Origin of the sequence: Pseudomonas sp. NPDC089743, from assembly GCF_044748785.1 — a bacterium.
Lineage (GTDB): Bacteria > Pseudomonadota > Gammaproteobacteria > Pseudomonadales > Pseudomonadaceae > Aquipseudomonas > Aquipseudomonas putida_X.
The window spans coordinates 24,794-50,945 of record NZ_JBIVGS010000020.1 but is presented as its reverse complement, the minus strand read 5'-3'; the positions used below and the strand labels follow the sequence as shown (position 1 = coordinate 50,945).

Annotated in this window: 22 protein-coding genes and 2 tRNA genes; 9 read left to right on the top strand and 15 right to left on the bottom strand. The window is 61.3% G+C overall.

The genetic code is table 11. The features are described from left to right. Positions 1-363 precede the first annotated feature (363 nt). The 8 genes from ACIPZC_RS23840 to ACIPZC_RS23805 all read left to right on the top strand — a co-directional run bounded on the left by ACIPZC_RS23840 (position 364) and on the right by ACIPZC_RS23805 (position 11,953). Positions 364-1,752, top strand: coding sequence for a polynucleotide adenylyltransferase PcnB (locus tag ACIPZC_RS23840; protein ID WP_241803832.1), 1,389 nt, complete (start codon positions 364-366; stop codon positions 1,750-1,752). Next, positions 1,749-2,228, top strand: a complete 480-nt coding sequence (gene folK, locus ACIPZC_RS23835; protein WP_241803833.1) for a 2-amino-4-hydroxy-6-hydroxymethyldihydropteridine diphosphokinase — start codon at positions 1,749-1,751, stop codon at positions 2,226-2,228. Before ACIPZC_RS23840 ends, folK begins: the two co-directional genes overlap by 4 nt. A 262-nt stretch (positions 2,229-2,490) precedes the next feature. After that, positions 2,491-3,291, top strand: a complete 801-nt coding sequence (panB, locus tag ACIPZC_RS23830) for a 3-methyl-2-oxobutanoate hydroxymethyltransferase (RefSeq protein WP_267820866.1) — start codon at positions 2,491-2,493, stop codon at positions 3,289-3,291. Then, the gene (gene panC / locus ACIPZC_RS23825; protein WP_349975272.1) at positions 3,288-4,151 is read left to right on the top strand and encodes a pantoate--beta-alanine ligase; all 864 of its coding nucleotides are present in this window, start codon (positions 3,288-3,290) and stop codon (positions 4,149-4,151) included. The genes panB and panC overlap by 4 nt, the downstream gene beginning before the upstream one ends. Positions 4,152-4,295: 144 nt before the next feature. Further along, the gene (gene pgi / locus ACIPZC_RS23820) at positions 4,296-5,960 is read left to right on the top strand and encodes a glucose-6-phosphate isomerase (RefSeq protein WP_241803836.1); all 1,665 of its coding nucleotides are present in this window, start codon (positions 4,296-4,298) and stop codon (positions 5,958-5,960) included. A 129-nt stretch (positions 5,961-6,089) separates the two neighbouring features. Next, entirely contained in the window at positions 6,090-8,024 is a 1,935-nt protein-coding gene (gene acs / locus ACIPZC_RS23815; protein ID WP_400629899.1) for an acetate--CoA ligase, read from the top strand. Between the two features lie 42 nt (positions 8,025-8,066). After that, positions 8,067-8,936 carry an oxygenase MpaB family protein gene (locus ACIPZC_RS23810; RefSeq protein WP_400629897.1) on the top strand — a complete coding sequence of 290 codons (870 nt, stop codon included), beginning with the start codon at positions 8,067-8,069 and terminating at the stop codon, positions 8,934-8,936. A gap of 80 nt (positions 8,937-9,016) precedes the next feature. Beyond that, positions 9,017-11,953, top strand: coding sequence for a DUF748 domain-containing protein (locus ACIPZC_RS23805; RefSeq protein WP_400629895.1), 2,937 nt, complete (start codon positions 9,017-9,019; stop codon positions 11,951-11,953). Between the two features lie 112 nt (positions 11,954-12,065). Here ACIPZC_RS23805 and ACIPZC_RS23800 read toward each other — a convergent pair whose 3' ends face one another. Further along, positions 12,066-12,479 (bottom strand): VOC family protein, encoded by a 414-nt coding sequence (locus ACIPZC_RS23800; RefSeq protein ID WP_267820853.1) that lies wholly within the window; start codon positions 12,477-12,479, stop codon positions 12,066-12,068. 59 nt (positions 12,480-12,538) lie between these two features. On the opposite strand from ACIPZC_RS23800, the gene ACIPZC_RS23795 reads away from it, so the two are divergent. Next, positions 12,539-12,841 carry a putative quinol monooxygenase gene (locus ACIPZC_RS23795; RefSeq protein ID WP_400629893.1) on the top strand — a complete coding sequence of 101 codons (303 nt, stop codon included), beginning with the start codon at positions 12,539-12,541 and terminating at the stop codon, positions 12,839-12,841. 77 nt (positions 12,842-12,918) lie between these two features. Here the strand turns inward: ACIPZC_RS23795 and ACIPZC_RS23790 are convergent, their stop codons facing one another. The 14 genes from ACIPZC_RS23790 to folP form a co-directional block, all read right to left on the bottom strand. Then, positions 12,919-13,272, bottom strand: a complete 354-nt coding sequence (locus ACIPZC_RS23790; RefSeq protein WP_400629891.1) for a BON domain-containing protein — start codon at positions 13,270-13,272, stop codon at positions 12,919-12,921. 265 nt (positions 13,273-13,537) lie between these two features. Continuing rightward, a complete protein-coding gene (gene pnp, locus ACIPZC_RS23785) occupies positions 13,538-15,643 on the bottom strand; it encodes a polyribonucleotide nucleotidyltransferase (protein ID WP_012312657.1) in 2,106 nt (701 codons plus the stop codon). 250 nt (positions 15,644-15,893) lie between these two features. Then, positions 15,894-16,163, bottom strand: coding sequence for a 30S ribosomal protein S15 (rpsO, locus tag ACIPZC_RS23780; protein WP_012274241.1), 270 nt, complete (start codon positions 16,161-16,163; stop codon positions 15,894-15,896). Between the two features lie 146 nt (positions 16,164-16,309). Next, positions 16,310-17,227, bottom strand: coding sequence for a tRNA pseudouridine(55) synthase TruB (truB, locus tag ACIPZC_RS23775; RefSeq protein WP_119688251.1), 918 nt, complete (start codon positions 17,225-17,227; stop codon positions 16,310-16,312). Positions 17,228-17,230: 3 nt separating this feature from the next. After that, positions 17,231-17,629, bottom strand: coding sequence for a 30S ribosome-binding factor RbfA (rbfA, locus tag ACIPZC_RS23770; RefSeq protein ID WP_241803842.1), 399 nt, complete (start codon positions 17,627-17,629; stop codon positions 17,231-17,233). 116 nt (positions 17,630-17,745) lie between these two features. Next, a complete protein-coding gene (infB, locus tag ACIPZC_RS23765; protein ID WP_241803843.1) occupies positions 17,746-20,283 on the bottom strand; it encodes a translation initiation factor IF-2 in 2,538 nt (845 codons plus the stop codon). Positions 20,284-20,310: 27 nt separating this feature from the next. Then, entirely contained in the window at positions 20,311-21,792 is a 1,482-nt protein-coding gene (gene nusA / locus ACIPZC_RS23760) for a transcription termination factor NusA (RefSeq protein ID WP_241803844.1), read from the bottom strand. Between the two features lie 59 nt (positions 21,793-21,851). After that, on the bottom strand, positions 21,852-22,310 hold the full coding sequence (gene rimP, locus ACIPZC_RS23755; protein ID WP_241803845.1) for a ribosome maturation factor RimP: 459 nt from the start codon (positions 22,308-22,310) through the stop codon (positions 21,852-21,854). A 130-nt stretch (positions 22,311-22,440) separates the two neighbouring features. Further along, positions 22,441-22,517: transfer RNA gene (locus ACIPZC_RS23750), tRNA-Met, on the bottom strand. Positions 22,518-22,615: 98 nt separating this feature from the next. Beyond that, positions 22,616-22,701, bottom strand: a tRNA-Leu gene (locus tag ACIPZC_RS23745). A gap of 21 nt (positions 22,702-22,722) precedes the next feature. Continuing rightward, positions 22,723-23,115 carry a preprotein translocase subunit SecG gene (gene secG / locus ACIPZC_RS23740; protein ID WP_241803846.1) on the bottom strand — a complete coding sequence of 131 codons (393 nt, stop codon included), beginning with the start codon at positions 23,113-23,115 and terminating at the stop codon, positions 22,723-22,725. Positions 23,116-23,119: 4 nt separating this feature from the next. Beyond that, the gene (gene tpiA, locus ACIPZC_RS23735; RefSeq protein ID WP_400629886.1) at positions 23,120-23,875 is read right to left on the bottom strand and encodes a triose-phosphate isomerase; all 756 of its coding nucleotides are present in this window, start codon (positions 23,873-23,875) and stop codon (positions 23,120-23,122) included. Positions 23,876-23,941: 66 nt separating this feature from the next. Continuing rightward, positions 23,942-25,282, bottom strand: a complete 1,341-nt coding sequence (gene glmM / locus ACIPZC_RS23730) for a phosphoglucosamine mutase (protein ID WP_241803848.1) — start codon at positions 25,280-25,282, stop codon at positions 23,942-23,944. 16 nt (positions 25,283-25,298) lie between these two features. Beyond that, a complete protein-coding gene (gene folP, locus ACIPZC_RS23725; RefSeq protein ID WP_046788151.1) occupies positions 25,299-26,150 on the bottom strand; it encodes a dihydropteroate synthase in 852 nt (283 codons plus the stop codon). Positions 26,151-26,152: the final 2 nt, after the last annotated feature.

Here is a 26,152-nt window from a genome sequence, read left to right as displayed (position 1 = left end):
CGACCAGGCAGAGAACAACAAAAACTGCACTAAAAAGCAGCGCCTGAACTGGTTGGATCGATTGATCAGCATGACATCAGCGGCCAAAGCAATCCGTTTGCTCTTAACCCCTGGATTGGGGGTCGTCCACAAGCTTTGAGATTTGTGGGCAGGGCACTCAACAAAAACAAGAAGCCCGGCATAAAAACAATAAGAGCACGCAACGACTTCTTGGGGAGCTTAGGCTCCCCTTGTCGTTTCTCCCCTTCTGGCAGTCCATCCTGCTACCGCCTACACCATTCCCCGAGTAAATGCTAGAATCCCCGCCCATCATGCGGCCATTCTCCTATTCTTGGCCGAACATTCCTTCACACAGTGCATCCCATGCTGAAGAAGCTGTTCCAGTCTTTCCGCCCTCCCGTACCGGGCCAGCACCACAAGCGCACCACGCCTGAGGTGATCAACAAGAGCCAACACTCGCTGCAGCGCCACCAGTTCAGCCGCCATGCGGTGAATATCGTCGAGCGCCTGCAAGGCGCGGGCTACCAGGCCTACCTGGTCGGTGGTTGCGTACGCGACCTGATGCTGGGCATCACGCCCAAGGACTTCGACGTCGCCACCAGCGCAACACCTGAGCAGGTACGTGCCGAGTTCCGCAATGCGCGCATCATCGGCCGTCGCTTCAAGCTGGTTCACGTGCATTTCGGCCGTGAAATCATCGAAGTCGCGACCTTCCGTGCCCCTCACTCCGAAGACGACCAGGGTGACAGCCACCGCTCGTCGCACAATGCCAGTGGCCGCATTCTGCGCGACAACGTATACGGCAGCCTGGAAGAGGACGCGCAACGCCGCGACTTCACCATCAACGCCCTGTACTACGACCCGGTCAGCGAACGCATCCTCGATTACGCCAACGGCGTGCATGACGTACGCAACCGCCTGCTGCGCCTGATCGGTGACCCGACTCATCGCTACCAGGAAGACCCGGTACGCATGCTGCGCGCGGTGCGTTTCGCCGCCAAGCTCGACTTCGGCATCGAAAAGCACACTTACCAGCCGATCCGCGGCCTGGCGCCGCTGCTGCGCGAAATCCCGCCAGCGCGGCTGTTCGAGGAGTGCCTCAAGCTGTTCCTGTCCGGGCAAGGCGCGATCGTCTTCGAGATGCTGGTAGACCTGGCGTTGTTCGAGCCGCTGTTCCCGGCCAGTGCGCATGCACTGGAAGAGCGCCCGACCTACACCCATACCCTGATCAGCCAGGCCCTGAGCAACACTGACCTGCGTATCAAGCAAGGCAAACCGGTGACCCCGGCCTTCCTGTTCGCCGCCCTGCTCTGGCCAGCACTGCCAAGCCGCGTGCTGCACCTGCAAAACCAGGGCGTACCGCCGATCCCGGCGATGAATGGCGCAGCCCACGACCTGATTGCCGAACAGTGTGCACGCATTGCCATTCCAAAGCGTTTCACCCTGCCTATCCGCGAGATCTGGGACATGCAGGAGCGCCTGCCGCGCCGCAGCGGCAAACGTGCCGACGTGCTGCTCGACAACCCACGCTTCCGCGCCGGCTACGATTTCCTCCTACTGCGTGAGAGCGCAGGCGAAGAAACCGATGACCTCGGCCAGTGGTGGACCGATTACCAGGACGCCAACGACGCCGAGCGCCGCGAGATGATCCGCGAGCTGGGCAGCCGCGATGAAGGCACCGGCGCCGGCCCACGCAAGCGCAAGCGCAGCTCCAGCAAGCGTAAACGTGGTGGCGATGAGGCGTTCGAGTGACCACTCGCGCCTACATCGGCCTTGGCAGCAACCTGGATGCGCCTGCCGAGCAACTGGGCAACGCCCTGCAGGCGCTGGACCGGGTGGCGAACACCCGCCTGGTGGCAGCGTCTGCCCTGTACACCAGCGACTCCCTGCTGCCTGGCCAGCCGCGTTACACCAACGCCGTCGCTGCCCTGGACACCTCACTCGCCCCCCTGGACCTGCTGGACGCCCTGCAAGCCATCGAAAACGAACAGGGCCGTGTGCGCAAGGAACGCTGGGGCCCACGCACGCTCGACCTGGACATCTTGCTGTTCGGCGACCATGTCATCGATGTGCCACGCCTGCAGGTGCCGCACTACCACATGCATGCCCGCCCCTTCGTGCTATACCCACTGGCCGAGCTGGTGGCAGACGATTTTCACCTGGCCGACGGGCGCCCGCTTGCCCAGTTGCTCCAAGCCTGCCCGTTCGTTGGCCTGGAACGCCTGTAGCCCAGGCGCTGCGGCCCTTCTCCAAGGGCGGTAACGCCAGTAACACCCTGTTAGTAACAATGCGGTAACAGGGTGATTGACTTCCCCCACCTCGCTCACGACTATAGGCGTCCCGTGTGGCACCAAAGTGCCGCATACCCGTATTTAGGCCCGGACGGACCTGTGCCCCGAACATCACGCGCGATGATGTGCCGCTCCGGAAGATGGCTACACGCGTTGTTGGCGGTCGTTTTTCACAGCGCCTGAACGAGGATTTTCCTACATGCCTGACGTAACCCTGACCACCCTGCACGGCCTCAAGGCCAAGGGTGAAAAGATCACCATGCTGACCTGCTACGACGCCACCTTTGCCAAGGCTGCCAGCCAGGCCGGGGTCGAAGTGTTGCTGGTGGGCGACTCCCTGGGGATGGTCCTGCAGGGCCATGACAGCACGCTGCCCGTCACCACGGCGGAAATGGCCTACCACACCGCCTGCGTCAAACGCGGCAACGAGGGTGCGCTGATTCTTGCCGACCTGCCGTTCATGGCCCACGCCACCCCCGAGCAGGCCTTCGCCAACTGCGCCATGCTGATGCAGGCTGGCGCCCACATGATCAAGCTTGAAGGCGCTGCATGGCTGGCCGAGACCATTCGCCTGCTGGCCGAGCGCGGCGTGCCGGTGTGCGCCCACATGGGCCTGACCCCGCAAACCGTCAACGTTCTGGGCGGTTATAAAGTGCAGGGGCGCCAGGAAGCCCAGGCCCGGCAGATGCGCGCTGATGCCATCGCGCTGGAACAGGCCGGCGCCGCCATGCTGCTGCTCGAATGCGTACCAGCCGAACTGGCCGCCGAGATTACCCAGGCCGTGAGTATCCCGGTGATCGGCATCGGTGCCGGCAGCGCTACCGACGGCCAGGTGCTGGTCCTGCACGACATGCTGGGCTTGTCCCTGAGCGGCCGGGTGCCGAAGTTCGTGAAAAACTTCATGGTCGGCCAGCCAGACATCGCGAGCGCACTTGCCGCCTACGTCAAGGCGGTCAAAGACGTGAGCTTCCCAGCGAGTGAGCACGGATTCAGCGCATGAATACAGTCAATACCGTCGGTGAACTGCGCGCGGCCATCGCTCGCGCCCGTGGCGAGGGCAAGCGTATCGGCTTCGTGCCAACCATGGGCAACCTGCACAGCGGCCATGCTGCGCTGGTGACCAAAGCGGCCCAACGTGCCGACTTCGTCGTTGCCAGCATCTTCGTCAACCCGCTTCAGTTCGGCGCCAACGAAGACCTCGACAAGTACCCTCGCACCCTCGCCGCCGACCAAGAGCGCCTGCTCCAGGCGGGTTGCGATCTGCTGTTCGCGCCTACTGTGCAAGAGATGTACCCAGACGGCATGGCCGTGCAGACCCGCGTCAGCGTGCCGAACCTTTCCGAAGGCCTGTGTGGCGCAAGCCGTCCGGGGCATTTCGAGGGCGTAGCAACCGTGGTCAGCAAGCTGTTCAACATGGTGCAGCCTGATCTCGCGGTATTCGGCGAAAAGGACTACCAGCAACTGGCGGTGATTCGCGCCATGGTGCGCGACCTGAACATGCCGATCCAGATCATCGGCGAGCCGACCGTGCGCGCCGAAGATGGCCTGGCGCTGTCGTCACGCAATGGTTACCTGACGGCCGAGCAGCGGGCTACCGCGCCGGTGGTCTACCGCACGCTCAAGCACATCGGGGACGCCATCAGCCGTGGCCAACGCGACTTTGCCGCGCTGGTTGCCGAGGGCCAGGATCAGCTGGCAGCAGCCGGCCTGCGCCCGGACTACCTGCAGGTACGCCATGCGCTGACCCTTCGCCCAGCGATGATCGATGACCGTGACCTGGTGATTCTGGTTGCCGCCTACCTGGGGAACACGCGGCTTATCGACAACCTTTATGTGCACCTTGACGAACCGACCGCGTGACGCCGAGGGGCTGCACTGCAGCCCCAAATTCCCCTCCCCGCCCCATTCCCTGCGCGCAACCAATGCCTATAATGATGGCCTGCCTGAACCTGGCCATGACGCCCCTGTCCAAGGCCACACCTACGCAACAAGGAATTCTGCGCAATGGCGTATTACCGGACACCCCATGATGTTACGGCCCTGCCAGCCTGGCAGGCCCTTCAGCAGCACCGCGACGCCATGCAGGATTTCAGCATGCGCGAAGCCTTCGCCGCCGACCCCAAGCGCTTCGATGAATTCTCCCTGAGCTGCTGCGGCCTGTTCCTCGACTACTCGAAAAACCTGATCAACGAACAAAGCCGCGACCTGCTGGTGCAGTTGGCCGAACAAGTCGGCCTGCAGGATGCGATCAAGTCGATGTTCAGCGGCGAAATCATCAACGCCTCTGAAGGCCGCCCGGTGCTGCACACCGCCCTGCGCCGCCCGGTGGGTGACAAGCTCAGCGTCAACGGCGTCAACGTGATGCCCGAGGTGCACAAGGTACTCAACCAGATCACCGAGCTGGTGGGGCGTATCCATGACGGGCTATGGCGTGGCTACAGTGAGAAGCCGATCACCGACGTGGTCAACATTGGCATCGGCGGCTCTTTCCTGGGCCCAGAGCTGGTTTCCGAGGCGCTGCTGCCCTACGCCCAGCGAGGCGTGCGCTGCCACTACCTGGCCAATATCGACGGCAGTGAATTCCATGAGCTGTCGGCCAACCTGCGCGCCGAAACCACCTTGTTCATCGTCTCGTCCAAGTCGTTCAACACCCTCGAGACCCTGAAGAACGCCATGGCCGCACGTACCTGGTACCTGGCCCAGGGCGGTTCCGAAGCAGAGCTGTATCGCCACTTCATCGCCGTTTCCAGCAACAAGGCTGCCGCCGTGGCCTTCGGTATCCGCGAAGAAAACATCTTCCCCATGTGGGACTGGGTCGGCGGGCGCTATTCGCTGTGGTCGGCCATCGGCCTGCCGATTGCCCTGGCCATCGGGACCGCCAACTTCAAGGAACTGCTGTCGGGTGCCTACACCATGGACCAGCACTTCCAGACCGCGCCGTTCGAGAAGAACATGCCGGTGCTGCTGGCCCTGCTGGGCGTCTGGTACGGTAATTTCTGGGGTGCCCGCAGCCACGCGATCCTCCCCTACGATCACTACCTGCGCAACATCACCAAACACCTGCAGCAGTTGGACATGGAATCCAACGGCAAGAGCGTGCTGACCGACGGTACGCCAGTGAAGACCGATACCGGCCCGGTCATCTGGGGTGGCGTCGGCTGTAATGGCCAGCACGCCTACCACCAGTTGCTGCACCAGGGCACCCAGCTGATCCCGGCCGACTTCATCGTCCCGGTGGTGAGCTTCAACCCGGTCGCCGACCACCATCAGTGGCTGTACGCCAACTGCCTGTCGCAAAGCCAGGCGCTGATGCTGGGCAAGACACGTGAAGAGGCAGAGGCCGAATTACGTCAAAAAGGCCTGAATGAAGCCGACATCGAAAAACTCGCGCCGCACAAGGTGATCCCGGGCAACCGCCCGAGCAACACCCTTGTGGTCGAACGCATCAGCCCGCGTCGCCTTGGCGCGCTGGTGGCGATGTATGAGCACAAGGTGTTCGTGCAGAGCGTGATCTGGGGCATCAACGCCTTCGACCAGTGGGGTGTGGAACTGGGCAAGGAGCTGGGCAAGGGTGTCTACCAGCGTATCGTCGGCAGCCTGGAAGACAGCGCCGAAGATGGTTCCACCCAGGGCCTGATCAACTACTTCCGCGGCCGTCACCGCGGCTGACCGATGCCGGCGTCTTCGTGGCCCGCCCGCGAAGACGCCGGCACAGGTTGAACACCTGTTCCAGCTACACTGTCCAATCGAATAGCCGTTGCAGTCCACCGCCCCGACAAGAGCAAAGGACCACCTGCCATGTTCGATATCCGCGACTATCCCCAGGCCCTGGCCGTCAGCCAGTCCGCCAGCCTTTCTTCCGACGACTACAGCCGCCTCTACCGCCAGTCGGTCGAAGACCCCGACACCTTCTGGGCAGAACAGGCCAAGCGCCTGGACTGGATCAGACCGTGGTCCAGCGTACAGCACTGCGACCTCAAGACCGGCGAAGCCCGTTGGTTCGAAGGTGGTCAACTGAACGTCAGCTACAACTGCATCGATCGCCACCTGGCCCAGCGCGGCGCGCAGACCGCCCTGTTGTGGGAAGGCGACGACCCAGCGGACTCCAAGGCCATCACCTACCAAGAGCTGCACCGCCAGGTCTGCCGCTTGGCCAATGCGCTCAAGGCACGTGGCGTGCAAAAAGGCGACCGGGTATGCATCTATATGCCGATGATCCCCGAAGCCGCCTACGCCATGCTTGCCTGCACGCGCATCGGCGCGATTCACTCGGTGGTGTTCGGCGGTTTCTCGCCGGATGCGTTGCGCGACCGCATTCTCGATGCTGACTGCCGCACCGTGATCACCGCCGACGAGGGCGTGCGCGGCGGCAAACGCATCCCGCTCAAGCAGAATGTCGACAAGGCATTGGCCAGTTGCCCGGACGTCAGCAGCGTAGTGGTAGTACGCCGTACGGGCACCGACGTCGCCTGGAGCGAAGGCCGCGACCTCTGGTACGACCAGGCGACGGAAAACGCGGGTGACGACTGCCCACCTGAACCCATGGAGGCCGAAGATCCGCTGTTCATCCTCTACACCTCCGGCAGCACCGGTAAACCCAAGGGCGTGCTGCACACCACTGCCGGTTACCTGCTGCAGGCCGCCATGACCTTCAAGGTGGTGTTCGACTACCGTGACGGCGAGGTGTTCTGGTGCACCGCCGATGTGGGCTGGGTCACCGGCCACAGTTACATCGTCTATGGCCCGCTGGCCAACGGCGCGGTTTCACTGATGTTCGAGGGCGTTCCCAACTACCCTGACAGCTCCCGGTTCTGGCAGGTGGTGGACAAGCACAAGGTCAATATCTTCTATACCGCGCCCACCGCGCTGCGGGCACTGATGCGTGAAGGCTCTGGCCCGTTGCAGGGTACGTCGCGCAAGAGCCTGCGCCTGCTCGGTAGCGTCGGCGAGCCGATCAACCCAGAGGCGTGGGAATGGTACTTCGAGCAAGTCGGCCAAAAACGCTGCCCTATCGTCGACACCTGGTGGCAGACCGAAACCGGCGGCATCATGCTCACCCCGCTGCCCGGCACGCAGAAGCTCAAGCCCGGTTGTGCGACCCAACCCATGTTCGGTGTGCAGCCGGTGCTGCTGGATGACAAAGGCAAGCTGATCGAAGGCCCCGGCGCCGGCCTGCTGGCGATAAAGGCCAGTTGGCCGGGGCAGATCCGCAGCGTCTACGGCGACCACCAACGCATGGTAGACACCTACTTCAAACCCATGCCCGGCTATTACTTCACCGGCGACGGCGCCCGCCGCGATGCCGATGGCGACTACTGGATCACTGGCCGCATCGATGATGTGATCAACGTTTCCGGTCACCGCATCGGCACCGCCGAAGTGGAAAGCGCCTTGGTGTTGCACGAAAGCGTCGCCGAGGCCGCAGTGGTCGGTTACCCCCATGACCTCAAGGGTCAGGGGGTGTATGCCTTCGTGACGACCATGAATGGCGTGACGCCGGACGATGCCCTGCAGGCCGAACTGCTGGCACTGGTCAGCAAAGAGATCGGCAGTTTCGCCAAACCCGAGCTGATCCAGTGGGCGCCGGCCTTGCCCAAGACCCGCTCGGGCAAGATCATGCGGCGTATACTGCGCAAGATTGCCTGCAACGAGCTGAACACCCTGGGCGATACCTCGACCCTGGCTGACCCGAGCGTGGTGCAGGGGTTGATCGACAAACGCCTCAACCAATAGCCGGCGGCAGCTGTTCATGGCCGCCCTGAACGACAGGTCACCATGGAAGCCCTACGCCGCCGCATCGAAACCCAGGTCATGAGCCTCACCGGGCTGGCCCTCGGCCAGCTCGACCTGGAATCCCCCAAAGGTGACCCTGGCCTGTTCGGCCCGCACAGCATGAGCTGGCGGGTGCACGGCGACTTCCCCAGCATGCTGGTTGGCGGTATCAGCGCCCTCATGCTGCAACTGCTGCACCCGCTGGCACTGGCGGGGGTGTGGGATCACTCCAACTTTCGCCAAGACCTGCTCGGCCGTCTGCGCCGCACCAGCCAGTTCATTTCGGGCACGACATTCGGCTCGACCCGTGATGCCGAATGGCTGATCGACAAGGTCCGCACCATTCACCTGCAGGTCACCGGGACATCGCCCGATGGCCGTCCATACGCTGCCAGCGACCCCGACCTGCTGACCTGGGTTCACGTGGCCGAAGTCAGCAGCTTCCTCGCCGCCCATCTGCGCTATCGCGACCCGCAGCTGTCGCGCGCCGAGCAGGATGGCTATTACGATGAGATCGCCCTGATCGCCGAACGCCTCGGCGCCCGCAATGTACCCCGCTCATGCCAGCAGGTTGACGAGTACCTGCAGCGTATGCGGCCTCAATTGCACTGCGACGCGCGCAGCCTGGAAGTGGTCGAGATCCTGCTTCAGGCCCCAGCCCCGAGCCGACTTGCCGAGCCGGTTGGCAGGTTGATGCTGCAAGCGGGTATCGACCTGTTGCCGGACTGGGCCCAGGCCATGCTCGGCCTGCATCAGAGCCCGTTGCAGCGGCGCATGATCCGTATGGGACTCAACCGCACCGCCCCCGTGCTGCGTTGGGCCATGCGTGACGGTTCGGCGCATCGCGCCAGAAGGCGTATGGGGATCGAGTGAGCGCAAATGCCCTCGCCCCGGCGGAACCGATTTAACCTGCCATACTCCAAGCTCTCCTGCCTGGACAGACGAAGCGACACATGTACAAAGGATTGACTCGCGCCCTCGGCGCCCTGTTGGCTCTGGTGGCCCTCTACAGCCTGCTTGGCTTTCTAATCGCGCCTGGCGTTGCCCTGCGCATCGCCAACCAGCAGCTGGCGCAATACGCCACGCTGCCGGCGCACATTGAGCGCATAGAACTCAACCCGTTCAGCCTCGAACTGACGCTGTGGGGCCTGCAGATCGGCGAACCGGGCAAGGAACAGGTAGGCTTCGAGCGGCTGTATGCCAACCTGGCGCTCGACAGCCTGTGGAGCGGCGCCCTGCACCTGCAGGCGGTCGAACTCGACAAGCCCCGCAACGAAGTGCTCTTCGCCAAGGACGGTACGCTCAACCTCACCGAGCTTTTCAAGCTGCCGGCCAGCGAACCCAAAGCTGACGAGCCTGCATCGGATCCGTTCCCCTTGCGCATCGGCAGCATCAAGCTCAACGCTGGCTACCTGCATTTTGCCGACCAACGCCCAAGCGAGCCGATCGAATTCGTCTACGACGACATGAACCTGGAGCTGAAAAACCTCAGCACGCTGCCGAACGACAACGCCGACATGACGTTGGTGGCACTGGGCCCTAACGGCGGGCGCATCGACTGGAACGGCACCTTGAGCCTGGCGCCTATAGCGTCCGAAGGCACACTGAAAATCACCGACGGCAAAATGAAGCTGTTCTGGCCCTACGTTCGCGACGCCGTGCCGCTGGTGCTGGAGGACGGCGTGGTCAACTTCGACACGCACTACAGGCTCAACCTGTCCAAGCAAACCGAGCTGTTGCTGGACAACACCTCGGTACGTGTCGCGCCATTCGCCATAAAGGCGCCGGATGGCCGCCCACTGGTCCGCCTGGCGAGCCTCGATGTCAGCGAAACCCGCATCGACCTGGCCAAGCAGCTGGTGACCGTGGGCAAGATCCGCAGTGAAAAACTGGAAACCTGGGCCGCCCTGGAGCCGGACGGCCAACTCGACTGGCAAAAACTCTTCGCCAGCCAGCCGGCCAAGCCCACGCCCAAGGAAAAGGCAGAGCCGGCCGCCGCAGCACCGGCCCCCAACGACGAGGCAGCAAAGCAGCCGAGCAAGCCATGGCAAGTGCTACTCAAGGACGTTCAGCTGCGCAATTATCAGGTGCACCTGGCCGACCGCAGCCAGAAAGAGCCGGTTGCGCTGGACGTTGGGCCGCTGAACGTCGACATGCAGGGCTTCGACAGCCTCAACCAGTCGCCCTTCACCCTCAAGCTCGACACCGGCATTGGCAAGCAGGGCAAGCTGCAGGCCAGTGGCGAGGTCAACCTGGCGCCGGTCAGCGCCAGGCTCGACGTCAGCACACGCGACATCGATCTGCGTATTGCGCAGGCCTACATCAACCCGTTCATCCGCCTGGAGCTGCGTAGCGGCATGCTCGCCAGCGACCTCAAGGTCGACCTCAAAGGCACCGAGCCAATGGCCTTCACCGTGGCCGGCAAGGCGCAGGTCAACCAGTTGCACACCCTGGACACCATCAAGAACCGCGACTTCGTCAAATGGCAGCAGGTGAATGTCGACGGCCTGGCCTATGTGCACGGCGATACCCTGTCGATCGATAAGGTAACCCTCCTGCAGCCCTATGCCCGCTTCATCATCAACGAAGACCGCAGCACCAACGTGGATGACCTGCTCATCCCGCAGCCTGCCGATGCCCCCGCGCCAAGCGAAGCCAAGCCGGCCAGCCCCGCAGGCAGCAAGCCGCTGGGCATCCGCATCGGGCAGATCAGCATCAACGATGGCTCAGCCAACTTCGCCGACCTCACCCTCACACCTAACTTCGCCACGGCCGTCCAGCAAATGAACGGCCAGATCGGCACCATCGACAACCGTAAGCCGGCGCCAGCCAAGGTGGACATCAAGGGTAAAGTCGACCGTTACGCACCCGTTACCATCAAAGGCGCGCTCAACCCGTTCAACCCGCTGGCCAGCCTTGATATCGCCACCAGCTTCAAGCGCGTCGAGTTGACCACGCTGACGCCCTACTCCGGCAAGTTTGCAGGCTTTCGCATTCGCAAGGGCCGCCTCAACCTCGACCTGCACTACCTGATCACCAACGGCCAGCTCAAAGCCGAGAACAAAGTGGTGGTCGAACAGCTGCAACTGGGGGAAAAAGTCGATAGCCCGGATGCGGTCGACCTGCCCATCCGCTTGGCGGTTGCGCTGCTCAAGGACACCGAAGGTAAGATCTCGATCGAACTGCCAGTGACCGGCGACCTCAACAACCCGCAGTTCAGCGTCATGCCAATCGTCTGGCAGACCTTGCGTAACCTAGTGCTGCGGGCGGCCCAGGCACCGTTCAAATTCATCGGCGGGCTGATCGCTGGCGGCGGCTCACAAGACCTCGGCAATGTATCGTTCGCCCCCGGTTCCAGCGAGCTCAATGGCGATGCGCAATCGGCCCTGAACAAACTCGCCTCGGCGCTCAAGGAGCGCCCTGAACTGCGCCTGGAAATCGAAGGCACCAGTGCCCAGAGCAGCGATGGCCCACTGCTCGCTCAGCAGCGCCTGGAGCGGGAGTATCAGGCCATCTGGTACAAGATTCTGCAACGCCGTGGCGACAAGGTCCCGGCCAACGCGTCCATGCTGGTGGTCGACGACAGCGACAAACCGGCCATGCTCGAAGGCATCTACCGTAGCCGCCTGAAACAGCAACCGCCGGCCGACTGGGAACAGCTCAGCCGCGAGGAACGCACCGCCAAGCTGCGCGAGGCGGTACTCAAGTCATGGGCCGAAAGTGCCGCATTGCTGCGGACCCTGGGCCAGGAGCGGGCCAGCAGTATCAAGGACTACCTGGTCGACAAGGGCAAGCTTGAGGATGACCGGGTCTACTTCATCGATACCACGCTGGGGCAGGCTGAATCAGATGGTCGGGTGATTACGCCGCTGCACCTTGATGCTGAGTAATCCCTGCCAGCTGCACCGGCCCCCACCGGTGCTGCACTGCCCCGAGAAGCTGGCGCGATCCCTGTGGCAGCCGGCTTGCCGGCGATGGGGCCATCACATCCACAACCTGAATTCAGACCAACCGCTGCCCCGACACCGCCGGGTGGTACAGCGGCTGCACCTTGTTGCCTGCCGGGTCCAGCAAGTGGAAGCTGCGCGCGCCATCCCCATGATTGAAGGGCCGGTCCAGCAGCGTCACCCCGCAGGCCTTGAAGTACTGATACCAGGCCTCCAATTCCTCTACGCTGTCGACGATGAACCCATAGTGATCCAGCGTCTGTAGGCCATTGGCAGCGCCTGCCCCCCGCCCCAGCGACAGGTTGTCGTTACCGCAGGTCAAGTAGACCAGATCCTCGTTGGCCCGATTCAATACCTCCATGCCGAGCACATCGACATAGAAGCGCTCGCATTCTTCAAGGTTGGGCACCAACAGGGCGATATGGCGCAGGCCATTGAGGCGACCGGGGCGTGCAGGTAAATCAGACATCGGCTGGCTCCATTTTTGTATACAATTCATTGTTGAATTTAAAACAAAAGGAGCCTCATGTGTACAGTCTGTTCATCAAGACACGGGTCAAGCCGGGTTGCGCCGAACTATTTCTCACTGCCATCAAGGTAAACGCTGCCGCTTCCGTTGCCACAGAACCCGGCTGCCTGGTATTCGATGTGTCACAGGATCGAGTCGACCCCGAGGTGATCTACCTCTACGAAATCTACCGCGATGACAAGGCGTACGAAGCGCATACCCAAACCCCGCACTTTCGTGAGAGCCGGCCGCTTGTGGAGCCACTGATCGCCGAGCAGGTGTGTTTCGAAGGCGATGTCGTCGCGCGCAATCCGGTGAATTGAGCGCTAATGAAAAGCCCCGGCCGAGGCCGGGGCTTTTTTTAAAGGTGGCCAGGTCCTTCTGGCCGACGGGACATTCCTTATTCGGACTTCAGGCCATCAGCCATGACACTCTTGACGCCCTCGATGTTCTTGGTAATGCGTACTGCTTTTTCTTTCTGAGAGTCGGTGACCTTCACGTCAGAAGACAGCGAAACCACACCTTGGCTGGTTTCGACTTTGATGTCAGAGCCTGGCACGCCTTTTTCAGTCATCAGGTCAGCTTTGACTTTGGTAGTGATCCAAGTGTCGGAGCCTTCCTGTTGCATGTTGTCCACAGTATCGTTGGCAGCCAACATGACTGGAGCCTGAACTGGCTCTGCGGCGAACGCGCCACCAGCCATGGTCAGGGTCAGAGCGGTAGCAGTAGCGGCAGCAATGGCGAACTTCTTCATGTGAGTCACTCCTGTTTTTCGAAAGGTCTGCGCCGTATGTCCTGGCGGCAGATATGAAGGTAGTTGCACGGGCTGTGCCAGGTTCTGAGATTTATTTTTTCCCTTGAATATCAACAACTTATACAAGTCTCGAAAAGCGGCTGATCGTGCAAATTGCAACCTGCGAGGTAAATCTGCGTGCAAGATGCAAGTGTGCAAAAGGTTCCCGGCAGGCCATAAAAAAAGGGCCCGCTAGGGGCCCTTTTCATACAGCGTTGCTGGTCGCTCAGACGCCCGAGGCCTTGGCCGCGGCAACGTCTTTGATCGACAGTTTGATACGGCCGCGGTTATCCACGTCCAGTACCAGTACTTCGACTTCCTGACCTTCTTTGAGGATATCGGTCACTTTCTCTACGCGTGCATCGCTGAGCATGGAGATGTGCACCAGACCATCCTTGCCAGGCAGGATGTTGACGAAGGCGCCGAAGTCGACGATACGCTCGACCTTGCCCACGTAGATCTTGCCAATCTCGGCCTCGGCGGTGATGCCCAGAACGCGCTGACGCGCTGCTTCTGCAGCTTCTTTGGTTTCGCCGAAGATCTTGATCGAGCCATCGTCTTCGATATCGATCGAAGCCTTGGTCTCTTCGCAGATGGCGCGAATGGTGGCGCCGCCTTTACCGATGACGTCACGGATCTTGTCGGTGTCGATCTTCATCGCGATCATGGTCGGCGCGTTGGCCGACAGCTCGGTACGCGACTGGCCAATGATCTGGTTCATCTGGCCGAGGATGTTCAGGCGCGCTTCCAGGGCTTGGCCCAGGGCGATTTCCATGATCTCTTCGGTGATGCCGTTGATCTTGATGTCCATCTGCAGTGCGGTAACGCCTTTGGCAGTACCGGCAACCTTGAAGTCCATGTCGCCCAGGTGGTCTTCGTCACCCAGGATGTCGGTCAGGACAGCGAACTTCTCGCCTTCCTTGACCAGGCCCATGGCGATACCGGCCACCGGTGCCTTCATCGGTACACCAGCATCCATCAGTGCCAGGGAAGCACCGCAGACCGAAGCCATGGAGCTGGAACCGTTGGATTCGGTGATTTCCGACACGACACGGATGGTGTACGGGAACACGTCAGCGGCAGGCAGCATGGCCTGTACCGAACGGCGGGCCAGGCGGCCGTGGCCGATTTCACGACGGCCAGCACCGCCCATGCGGCCACACTCACCCACCGAGAACGGCGGGAAGTTGTAGTGCAGCATGAAGGGGTCTTTCTTCTCGCCTTCCAGGGTGTCCAGCAGCTGGGCGTCACGGGCAGTACCCAGGGTCGCGACGACCAGGGCCTGGGTTTCACCACGGGTGAACAGTGCCGAACCGTGCGTCTTCGGCAGAACGCCAACTTCGATATTCAGCGGGCGTACGGTCTTGGTGTCACGACCATCGATACGCGGCTTGCCGTTAACGATGTTTTCGCGAACGGTGCGGTATTCGATCTCACCGAAGATTTCTTTGACTTCGCTGGCCGAAGGCTGGCCTTCTTCGCCGGAGAACTTGGCGATCGCCTGGTCACGCAGCTCGCCCAGGCGCGCATAGCGGTCGGCCTTGACGGTGATGGTGTAGCCCTGGGAAACCGCTTCGCCGAACTCAGCGCGAATGGCGTTGAACAGCTCGGTGTTGGCAACGGCAGGTTTCCAGTCCCAGGTCGGCTTGCCGGCTTCGGCAGCCAGCTCTTTGACAGCCTGGATAACGGCCTGGAATTCGTCGTGGGCGAACAGTACAGCGCCCAGCATCTGGTCTTCGGTCAGCTCTTGGGCTTCCGATTCAACCATCAGTACGGCGTCGGAGGTACCGGCAACGACCATGTCCAGGCTCGAGGCAGCCAGTTGCTCGTAAGTCGGGTTCAGCAGGTAGCCAGTGCTTTCGTGGAAGGCAACACGGGCAGCGCCGATCGGGCCTTCGAACGGGATACCGGAGATGGCCAGGGCAGCCGAGGTACCGATCATCGCAGCGATGTCCGGATCGGTCTTCTTGCTGGTCGACACCACGGTGCAGACGACCTGGACTTCGTTCATGAAGCCTTCAGGGAACAGCGGGCGGATCGGACGGTCGATCAGGCGCGAGGTCAGCGTCTCTTTCTCGGAAGGACGGCCTTCACGCTTGAAGAAGCCACCCGGGATCTTGCCGGCGGCGTAGGTCTTTTCCTGGTAGTGGACCGACAGCGGGAAGAAGCCCTTGCCTGGATCGGCCTGCTTGGCACCGACTACGGTCACCAGCACGGTGACATCGTTGTCGACGGTAACCAGCACGGCGCCGGTTGCCTGACGGGCAATGCGGCCCGTTTCGAGAGTAACGGTCGATTGACCGAACTGGAATTTCTTGATTACCGGGTTCACGGTTTCCTACCTTTTTTCAGTGGCTCTGGGGGAACTGGTTTCTTGCGAATTCTTGGGCAGAACAGGGAATCGGCCCCATTGACCGTCCAGATACAACACGAGGCTGGGAGCCTGGCGCCGGGCGGAAAAACCGCTCAGCGTTGCCAGGCTGCCAACCTCGAAGATACGCGTGACGTGTCCGACGCAAACGCTGCCAAGCAGCGCTGGCGAAGCATGCAACACGCCATGCACACCACTGACCAGGCCGCTATTAGCGACGCAGGCCCAGGCGACCGATCAGGGCGCTGTAACGAGTGGTGTCTTTGCCCTTCAGGTAGTCCAGCAGCTTACGACGCTGGTTAACCATACGGATCAGGCCACGACGCGAGTGGTGGTCTTTACCGTTGGCCTTGAAGTGGCCTTGCAGCTTGTTGATGTTCGCGGTCAGCAGAGCGACCTGAACTTCCGGGCTACCAGTGTCACCAGCAGCTTGCTGGAAGTCGGTAACGATTTGAGCTTTTTCTTCAACGCTGAGGGCCATTTGGCTTCTCCTGATAACGGAACCCGCAAGCGGGTCCAATAGGCCAGGGACAAATCCCTGTATTAATAAAAAAGGTGTGACCGTGCCTACTGACAGCCACCCTTGTATCCGCGGGCCACAGCAAAAGCCGAAGCCCGCGGTTTCGATCATTCCGATCGAATCAGTCGACGCGGCGCAATACGCCCGTCTTCGCTCACTTCACCGATACCGATGAAACGACCATTGTGATCCTGTACCCGGACCATGCCAAATTGCGGCGCGTCCGGCGCACGTACCGCCTGGCCATGCAGCCAGTAGAACGCGCTGTGTTCGGACAGGCCAATCAGCGGCCAGTCCTGCAGGCCACTGTCCGAAGGCATGAGGAAGCGATCGAGCGCTTCGTTACCGCCATCGGCGTGGGCCTGCTCGAGTTCCTCGAGGGTCACGGTCTGGGCCAGCTCGAAGGGCCCGGCGTGGGTCCTGCGCAGCTCGGCAACATAGGCGCCACAGCCAAGGGCCTCGCCGATATCCTCCACCAGGGTGCGAATATAGGTGCCTTTGCTGCATCCTACGCTCAGCCGTGCTCGTGTACCTTCGCACTCGAGCAACTCCAAGCGGTTAATAGTAACAGAACGCGCCTCGCGCTCCACTACCTCTCCTGCACGCGCCAGCTTGTAAAGCGGCTGACCATCACGCTTGAGCGCCGAGTACATCGGCGGTATCTGGCTGATCGGGCCGCGAAAACGTGGCAGCAGCGCCTCGATGTCGGCACGACCAACGGTCACCTCACGGGTTTGCAGGACCTCGCCTTCCGCATCGGCAGTATTGGTAGTCTGCCCCAGCTGCATGACGGTTTCGTAGCCCTTGTCGGAATCGAGCAGGTACTGCGAAAACTTGGTCGCTTCGCCGAAGCACAGCGGCAGCACGCCAGTAGCCAACGGGTCGAGGCTGCCAGTGTGGCCGGCCTTTTCCGCGTTGAGCAACCAGCGCACTTTCTGCAGTGCGGCGTTGGAAGTGAAGCCAAGTGGCTTGTCCAGCAGGATGATGCCGCTGACGTTGCGGCGGATACGTTTGACCTGGGCCACCGGTTACTCCTTGGTGTCCTGCTCGTCGGTATCCTTGTGCAGGCGGTCTTCGGCCACTGCACGCTCGATCAGCGCCGACAGATGCACACCGCGGCTGACGCTTTCATCGAAATGGAAGTGCAACTGCGGCACGCTGCGCAGCTGCATGGAGCGGCCCAGGTGCAGGCGCAGGAAGCTGGCTGCGCTGTTCAGCGCCTTCAGCGACTGCTGCACGGCGTCCGGGGTTTCTTCACCCATGACAGTGATGTAGACCTTGGCGTGGCCCAGGTCGCGACTGACGTCCACGGCAGTGATCGTCACCAGGCCCACGCGTGGGTCCTTGACTTCACGGCGGATCAGCTCTGCCAGCTCACGCTGCATCTGATCACCGATACGTTGGGTACGGCTGTATTCTTTGGCCATTCTTGCTACCTGTAACTTAAAGCGGCAAACGCCCGGTCAGGCTGAAGCCTGACCGGGCGCTACCTACTGAGGGGCTGCCCACCGCCCTGGGGCGGGGGCTGAGACCCTGCTCGCCCTTAAAGGGTACGAGCAACCTGGACTTTCTCGAAGACTTCGATCTTGTCGCCGACCTTGACGTCGTTGTAGCTCTTGACGCCAATACCGCACTCCATGCCCGAACGTACTTCTGCAGCGTCGTCCTTGAAGCGACGCAGCGATTCCAGCTCGCCTTCGAAGATGACCACGTCGTCGCGCAGTACGCGGATCGGACGGTTGCGGTACACGGTACCTTCGATGACCATACAGCCAGCGATGGCGCCGAACTTCGGCGAACGGAACACGTCACGCACTTCGGCAACGCCCAGGATGTTCTCGCGGACATCGCTGCCGAGCATGCCGGTCAGGGCCTTCTTGACGTCTTCGATGATGTCGTAGATCACGTTGTAGTAACGCATATCCAGACCTTCCTGCTCGACGATCTTGCGCGCACCGGCATCGGCACGCACGTTGAAGCCGAACAGCACCGCATTGGACGCCAGCGCCAGGTTGGCATCGCTCTCGGTGATACCACCGACGCCACCACCGATCACGCGAACCTGAACTTCGTCGTTGCCCAAGCCGCCGAGCGAACCCTGCAGTGCTTCCAGGGAACCGCGCACGTCGGTCTTGAGGACGATGTTGAGGGTCTTCTTCTCTTCCTGACCCATGGTCTCGAAGATGTTTTCCAGCTTGCCGGCGTGAGCACGAGCCAGCTTGACCTCGCGGTACTTGCCCTGACGGAACAGAGCAACTTCGCGGGCTTTCTTCTCGTCGGCGACCACGGACAGCTCGTCACCGGCTTCCGGGGTGCCATCCAGGCCAAGAATCTCGACCGGGATAGACGGGCCGGCTTCCTTAACAGGCTTGCCGTTCTCGTCCAGCATGGCACGCACGCGGCCATAGTTGGAGCCGCACAGGACCATGTCGCCCTGACGCAGGGTACCGTCCTGAACCAGGATGGTAGCCACCGGGCCGCGGCCCTTGTCCAGGCGCGATTCAACCACCACACCACGACCAGGCGCGGTCGGAGTGGCCGTCAACTCGAGCACTTCGGCCTGCAGCAGTACGGCTTCGAGCAGTTCGTCGACACCGGTACCCATCTTCGCCGAAACCTTGACGAACGGCGTGTCACCACCCCATTCCTCGGAGGTCACGCCTTCGACCGACAGCTCGTTACGGATGCGATCGAGGTCTGCACCAGGCTTGTCGATCTTGTTCACCGCAACCACCAGCGGGACGCCAGCTGCCTTGGCATGCTGAACGGCTTCACGGGTCTGTGGCATCACGCCGTCGTCCGCCGCCACCACCAGGATGACGATGTCGGTCGCCTTGGCACCACGGGCACGCATCTGAGTGAACGCAGCGTGGCCTGGGGTATCGAGGAAGGTGACCATGCCGCGGTCGGTTTCCACGTGGTAGGCACCGATGTGCTGGGTGATACCACCGGCTTCGCCAGCGGCAACCTTGGCACGACGGATATAGTCGAGCAGGGACGTCTTGCCATGGTCAACGTGACCCATGACGGTAACCACCGGTGCACGCGACTCGGCCTGGCCTTCGAACTTCAGCGATTCGGCCAGGGAATCTTCCAGGGCGGTATCGCTGACCAGGGTGACCTTGTGGCCCAGCTCTTCTGCGATCAGCTGAGCGGTTTCCTGGTCGAGCACCTGGTTGATGGTGACCGGAGTACCCATCTTGAACATGAACTTGACGACTTCAGCGGCCTTGACCGACATCTGCTGCGCAAGCTCAGAGACCGTGATGGTCTCGCCGATGGTCACGTCACGGATGACCGGACCAGTCGGGTTCTGGAAGCCATGCTGGTTGCGCTTCTTCAGCTTGCCCTTGCCACCACGACCACGGCGAGCGCCATCGCTCTCTTCGTCGGTGGTGCGCGGAGCGGCACGAGGGGTCGGAGCCTTTTCCTTCTCCTTCACCTTGACCTTGATCGACACACGTGGCGCCTCGCCACGGCGACGATCGTCATCGCGGGTGCGGCTTTCGTTGCGACGGGTCTCGTCCTTCTTGCGCTCGGCAGCACGGGCTGCAGCGTCTTCGGAAGCAGGCGCGTCAGCGACGACCGGTGCGGGTGCCGGAGCTGCAGCTGGAGCGGCGGGTGCCGGCTCGGCCTTGGCAGCTGGGGCAGCGGCAGCAGTGGCGTTCGCGTGGCGACGAGCCTGCTCTTCGTTGCGCTGGCGAACGTCGGCGTCGACCTTGTCACGCGCGGCGTTTTCAGCCGCACGGCGCTCGTCCTGCTCACGTTTCTGCTCAGCCTGAATTTCTTCAGGGCTGCGCTGAACGAATACTTTCTTCTTGCGTACTTCTACGCTGATGCTTTTGCTACCGGCGACACGCAGGGTGCTGGTGGTCTTGCGCTGCAAGGTAATCTTGCGCGGCTCTTCCGCCTTGCTCTTGTGGCTGCTCTTCAAATGGGTCAGCAGAGTCTGCTTCTCATTGTCGGTCACTACCTGACCGGCGTCGGTGTGCGGCAGACCTGCCTCACGCATCTGCTGCAGCAGGCGCTCTACCGGTGCCTCGACCTCTTGGGCCAGTTCTTTCACCGTGACTTGCGTCATGCACTTCTCTCCTCAGGCCGCGCCTAATTACTCGAACCAGTGGGCTCGGGCGGCCATGATCAACTTGCCGGCACGCTCTTCGTCGATGCCGTCGATGTCGAGCAGGTCGTCAATCGACTGCTCGGCCAGGTCTTCGCGGTTAACCACGCCGCGCACCGCCAGTTCCGCCGCCAGGTCCTTGTCCATGCCCTCAAGGGAGAGCAGGTCTTCGGCCGGATGGGCGTCTGCCAGTTTTTCTTCGGTAGCGATGGCCTTGGTCAACAAACGGTCCTTGGCTCGAGCGCGGAGCTCATTGACGATTTCCTCGTCAAAGCCATCGATGTTGAGCATTTCTTCCAACGGTACGTAGGCAATTTCTTCAAGGCTGGTAAAGCCTTCGTCGACCAGCACTTGGGCCAGCTCCTCGTCGACTTCCAGTTCCTCGATGAAGTTGCGCAGGATGTCACCGGTTTCCGCCTGCTGCTTGGCCTGGATATCCTTCTCGGTCATCACGTTCAGGGTCCAGCCGGTCAACTGACTGGCCAGGCGAACGTTCTGACCACCACGGCCAATGGCCTGGGCCAGGTTGTCCTCGGCAACGGCGATGTCCATGGCATGGGCATCTTCGTCAACGATGATCGCCGCGACTTCAGCCGGCGACATGGCGTTGATGACAAATTGCGCCGGGTTCTCGTCCCACAGGACGATATCCACACGCTCGCCACCCAGCTCGCCGGATACGGCCTGGACGCGCGAACCGCGCATGCCGATACAGGCACCCTGCGGGTCGATGCGCTTGTCCTTGGAGCGGACGGCGATCTTGGCACGCGAACCCGGATCACGGGAAGCGGCCATGACTTCAATGAGGCCTTCGGCGATTTCCGGCACTTCGATGCGGAACAGTTCGATCAGCATCTGTGGCGCGGTGCGCGACAGGATCAGCTGCGGACCGCGGTTCTCGGTGCGGATTTCCTTGAGCAGCGCACGCAAGCGCACGCTGACCCGGAAGGTCTCACGTGGAATGATGTCTTCGCGAGCCAGCAGCGCCTCGGCGTTGTTGCCCAGGTCGACGATGACGTTGTCGCGGGTAACCTTTTTGACAGTGCCGGAGATGATCTCGCCAACGCGTTCGCGGTAGGCATCGACCACCTGGGCGCGCTCGGCCTCACGGACCTTCTGCACGATGACCTGCTTGGCGGTCTGGGCGGCGATACGACCGAATTCGATGGACTCGATCTTCTCCTCGATCACGTCACCCACTTTGGCTTCAGGGTGAGTTTCGTGAATCTTGGCCAGCCAGGTCTCGATCGCCGGATCGTCCAGATCGGCTTCGTCGACCACGGTCCAGCGACGGAAGGTCTCGTAGCTACCGGTGTGGCGGTTGATTTCCACACGCAGATCGACTTCGTCTTCAAAACGTTTTTTGGTTGCAGTGGCCAGAGCCACTTCCAGCGCTTCGAAAATGACGCCGGGCGGTACACCTTTTTCGTTGGATACCGATTCAACAACCAGCAGTACTTCTTTGCTCATCGTACGCCTCGCCTTGCGCAAGCCATTGGGCCCGGATAGTCCGCCGGGCCCGGCACGTCTCAGTCAAAACTGGGAATAATATTGGCCTTGTCGATCGAATCGATCGGCAACAGAAACTCGTGAGTGTCCACCTGGACCACCACATCCTGCTCCTCCACACCGCGGAGAAGGCCCTGGAAGTTACGACGACCTTCGAAGGGCGTACGCAGCTTGATCTTCACTTGTTCGCCGGCATGCGAGGCAAACTGTTCCAGCGTGAACAGCGGGCGATCCATGCCTGGAGAGGACACCTCAAGGGTATATTCACTGCTGATCGGATCTTCCACATCAAGAATGGCGCTGGCCTGACGGCTGACCGCTTCACAGTCCTCCACCAGGATGCCGCCTTCCTTGTCGATATAGATGCGCAGTACCGAATGCTTACCCTGGGAAACGTACTCGATCCCCCAGCATTGATAGCCCAGACCCTCGACCACCGGGGCCAACAAGGCCTGCAACTGTTCTAGCTTGCTCGACACCTGAACCCCCTCGTGCATGCTGTGCAAATAAAAAATGGGCGAAGCGCCCATCCCTGAAAGCGCCGTTGGACAACGACGCCGTAAACTGTTCGGCTAGCAAAAAGCCCCTGAAAAGGGGCTCCGCTGAAGCTGGTTGCGGGGGCTGGATTTGAACCAACGACCTTCGGGTTATGAGCCCGACGAGCTACCAAGCTGCTCCACCCCGCGACAAAGCTGGGGCGAAAGTATAAGACTGAACCCGTCGCTGGGTCAATCTAACCTCCACCTGCAAGAAAGCCCGCTAAAGCGGGCTCTCAAGCTTTAATTGGTACCGAGAAGGGGACTCGAACCCCTACACCCTATGGGCACAACCACCTCAAGGTTGCGTGTCTACCAATTCCACCACCTCGGCAATATTACTTCTTGAAACCCGTTACTTCTGCTCTTCGGCTGGAGGAGGTACGTCACCCGCTGGGGTGGTTTCGCTCTTCTGCTCCTGGAGCACCGGTACATCATCATTTACTGCCGGCTTTGGCTGTTGCACTTCCAAGACCGCTGGATCCGGAAGTCCCGCCTGACCAAGCTGGTGAGCTTGTTGCTTGGCGAAGTATCCTAACCCAAGTGCTGTCAAAAAGAAAGTGGCAGCAAGTATAGCAGTGAATTTACTCAGGAAGGTAGCAGAACCTTGGCTTCCGAACACAGTATTTGAAGCACCTGCGCCGAAAGATGCACCTGCTTCCGCACCCTTACCCTGTTGCAACAGAACCAGCACTACAAGCGACAGCGCTGCCAACAGATGAAAAACAACGATAACTGTTTCCAGCATTTGTTCAGTTTCCTGCGGCGCGACAAATTGCACCGAATTCGTCTGCGTTCAGGGATGCTCCACCAATGAGCCCCCCATCAATATCCGGCATGCCGAACAGTTCGGCCGCATTGGCCGCCTTCACGCTACCGCCGTAGAGAAGCTGCACGTTCTGCGCAACTTCGGCGTCCTTCGCTGCCAACTGCTTGCGGATGGCGGCATGCACATCCTGAGCTTGTTGCGGCGAGGCCGTCAAACCTGTACCGATGGCCCATACAGGCTCATAGGCAATTACTGCATTGGCAAAAGCGGCAATACCGAACGCGTCGATAACACTGCTTAGTTGACGCCCTACAACTTCTAGCGTCTTGCCCGCTTCGCGCTCTTCGAGAGTTTCCCCTATACAGAGCACCGGCGTCAAACCACTTTTCTGAGCAGCTGCAAACTTGCGATTAAGCACTTCTTCACTTTCACCGATAACCTGGCGACGTTCGGAGTGGCCAATCAACACCAACTTGCAACCCGCTTCAGCCAACTGACTCGGTGCAACTTCACCGGTCAGCGCACCCTGTTCGGGCTGTACTGCAGAATTCTGTGCTCCGACGATGATTCCTTTGCCTTGCAGGCCATCAATGACTTGATTGATGAACAGGACCGGAGGAAACACCGCGACTTCGATACCGTCGGGAATGAGCATATTGCCCAAGCCCTGAGTCAGCTCAGCGACGCTGGCGCGGGTACCGTGCATCTTCCAGTTACCAGCTACCATAGGGCGACGCATGCTTTACCTCGTCGGTCAAAGTGGGCGCAGATCTTACCCAACCAGATCTGCGCTGGCAAGCCCAATTCAGACACAAACTTCAGCGACCAGCTTGGCCAGGGCTTCGGCATGCGTGCGCACCTGGCTTTCGTCGTCACCTTCAACCATCACCCGCACCAACGGCTCGGTGCCCGACTTGCGCAACAGCACACGCCCACGCCCCGCCATGTCGTCAGTGACCTTGGCACTGGCCTCTTTGACGGCCGGATGCTCCAGGGGGTCGACCTTGCTCGCGCCAAAGCGCACATTGATCAGCACCTGTGGGCACTTGCGCAAGGCCTGGCGAGCCTGCGCCAAGGTCTCGCCGCGGCGCTTGAGCGCCAGCAGTACCTGCAGTGCGGCAATGATCGCGTCACCGGTGGTGGTGTGGTTGCAGCACACGACATGCCCAGAGTTTTCCCCCCCCACCAGCCAGCCGCGCTCGAGCAGCTCGGCCATCACGTAGCGGTCGCCAACCTTGGCCCGCACGAAGGGTATGTCCAGGTCCTTGAGCGCAAGCTCCAGGCCCAGGTTACTCATCAGCGTACCGACCACCCCACCCTGCAACTTGCCCCGCTCGTGCAGGTCCCGGGCGATGATGAACAGCAGCTCGTCACCATCGACGATCGCGCCGGTATGGTCGACCATCAACACCCGGTCACCGTCACCATCGAAGGCGATACCCAAGTCGGCATGACCGACCAGCACTGCCGCCTGCAGCGACTCGATATGGGTCGAACCGCAGTTTTCGTTGATGTTCAGGCCATCAGGCTGCGCATGCAGCACCGTCACGTCGGCACCCAGCTCACGGAACACGCTCGGCGCGACTTTGTAGGTCGCCCCATGGGCGCAGTCCACCACCAGCTTGAGGCCTTCGAAACCGGTGCTGGTCGGCACACTGCTCTTGCAAAACTCGATGTAGCGGCCAGCGGCATCGTTGATGCGCGAAACCTTGCCCAGTTTGCTGGAGTCGACCACCGTCATCGGCTGGTCAAGAAGCTCCTCGATCATCAGCTCGATTTCGTCGGGCAGCTTGGTGCCCTGGCCCGAGAAGAACTTGATACCGTTGTCATCGTGCGGGTTGTGCGAAGCACTGATGACGATACCCGCTTCGGCATGGAAGGTACGGGTCAGGTAGGCGATGGCCGGGGTCGGCATCGGCCCGAGCAGCAAGACGTCAGCACCTGCAGCAGAAAGGCCCGCCTCGAGCGCGGACTCGAACATGTAACCGGAAATACGCGTGTCTTTGCCCACCAGCACGCGGCAGTTACCTTGCTTGCGGAAGGCCATGCCCGCCGCCCAGCCCAGCTTGAGCATGAAGTCGGGGGTGATCGGGTATTCGCCGACGCGGCCACGGATGCCGTCGGTACCAAAGTATTTTCTGCTCATAGGGACTCCAATGTTCTTATTCGGCGTTCTGTACCGCAGCGATCATGCGCACCACATCGGCGGTCTCGGCCACATCATGGACGCGCAGAATGCTGGCACCCTTGGTCATGGCCAATGCCGCAAGCGCGAGGCTGCCGTACAGCCGCTCGCCGACCGGACGATCCAGCGTCAGGCCGATCATGCTCTTGCGTGAAACCCCCACCAGCAACGGGCGACCGAGGCTGTAGAGCGCTTCCATATGTTTGAACAGGCTGAGGTTATGCGCCAGTGTCTTGGCGAAGCCGAAACCTGGGTCGAGGATGATGCGTTCGGCACCGATTCCCGCCGCTGCGCAAGCCGCCATCCGCTGTTCAAGATAGCGCGTTACGTCAGCAGTCACATCCTCGTAATGCGGGTCGTCCTGCATGTTCCCCGGCTCACCGCGCATGTGCATCAGGCACACCGGCAGCCCGGTATCTGCCGCGGCATCGAGGGCACCATCACGTTCCAGTGCACGCACGTCGTTGATCAGGCCAGCACCGAGGCGGGCTGACTCACGCATGACGGCAGGCGTGGAGGTATCGACCGAAATGACCACGTCAAGGCGACTGTTGATCGCCTCGACCATAGGCGCCACACGCTCGAGCTCCTCGGTGACCGACACCGCACGGGCACCCGGGCGAGTCGACTCGCCGCCGATGTCGATCAGCGTCGCGCCTGCCGCCACCATGGCTTCTGCATGACGCAGGGCCTCGTCGCGCTGACTGAAGCGCCCGCCATCAGAGAAGGAATCAGGGGTGATATTGAGGATACCCATGACATGGGTACGGGACAAATCAAGAACCCGGTTGCCGCAAGGCAACCGGGTCGGGTACAGCTTAGAGCTCATAG

What these genes read in the sequence shown, in the direction of transcription:
- ACIPZC_RS23840 (WP_241803832.1), top strand. Translation starts at nt 364, where the DNA reads ATGCTGAAGAAGCTGTTCCAGTCTTTCCGCCCTCCCGTACCGGGCCAG.
- panB (WP_267820866.1), top strand. Translation starts at nt 2,491, where the DNA reads ATGCCTGACGTAACCCTGACCACCCTGCACGGCCTCAAGGCCAAGGGT.
- panC (WP_349975272.1), top strand. Translation starts at nt 3,288, where the DNA reads ATGAATACAGTCAATACCGTCGGTGAACTGCGCGCGGCCATCGCTCGC.
- pgi (WP_241803836.1), top strand. Translation starts at nt 4,296, where the DNA reads ATGGCGTATTACCGGACACCCCATGATGTTACGGCCCTGCCAGCCTGG.
- acs (WP_400629899.1), top strand. Translation starts at nt 6,090, where the DNA reads ATGTTCGATATCCGCGACTATCCCCAGGCCCTGGCCGTCAGCCAGTCC.
- ACIPZC_RS23810 (WP_400629897.1), top strand. Translation starts at nt 8,067, where the DNA reads ATGGAAGCCCTACGCCGCCGCATCGAAACCCAGGTCATGAGCCTCACC.
- ACIPZC_RS23805 (WP_400629895.1), top strand. Translation starts at nt 9,017, where the DNA reads ATGTACAAAGGATTGACTCGCGCCCTCGGCGCCCTGTTGGCTCTGGTG.
- ACIPZC_RS23800 (WP_267820853.1), bottom strand. Translation starts at nt 12,479, where the DNA reads ATGTCTGATTTACCTGCACGCCCCGGTCGCCTCAATGGCCTGCGCCAT.
- ACIPZC_RS23790 (WP_400629891.1), bottom strand. Translation starts at nt 13,272, where the DNA reads ATGAAGAAGTTCGCCATTGCTGCCGCTACTGCTACCGCTCTGACCCTG.
- rpsO (WP_012274241.1), bottom strand. Translation starts at nt 16,163, where the DNA reads ATGGCCCTCAGCGTTGAAGAAAAAGCTCAAATCGTTACCGACTTCCAG.
- rbfA (WP_241803842.1), bottom strand. Translation starts at nt 17,629, where the DNA reads ATGGCCAAAGAATACAGCCGTACCCAACGTATCGGTGATCAGATGCAG.
- infB (WP_241803843.1), bottom strand. Translation starts at nt 20,283, where the DNA reads ATGACGCAAGTCACGGTGAAAGAACTGGCCCAAGAGGTCGAGGCACCG.
- nusA (WP_241803844.1), bottom strand. Translation starts at nt 21,792, where the DNA reads ATGAGCAAAGAAGTACTGCTGGTTGTTGAATCGGTATCCAACGAAAAA.
- secG (WP_241803846.1), bottom strand. Translation starts at nt 23,115, where the DNA reads ATGCTGGAAACAGTTATCGTTGTTTTTCATCTGTTGGCAGCGCTGTCG.
- tpiA (WP_400629886.1), bottom strand. Translation starts at nt 23,875, where the DNA reads ATGCGTCGCCCTATGGTAGCTGGTAACTGGAAGATGCACGGTACCCGC.
- glmM (WP_241803848.1), bottom strand. Translation starts at nt 25,282, where the DNA reads ATGAGCAGAAAATACTTTGGTACCGACGGCATCCGTGGCCGCGTCGGC.
- folP (WP_046788151.1), bottom strand. Translation starts at nt 26,150, where the DNA reads ATGAGCTCTAAGCTGTACCCGACCCGGTTGCCTTGCGGCAACCGGGTT.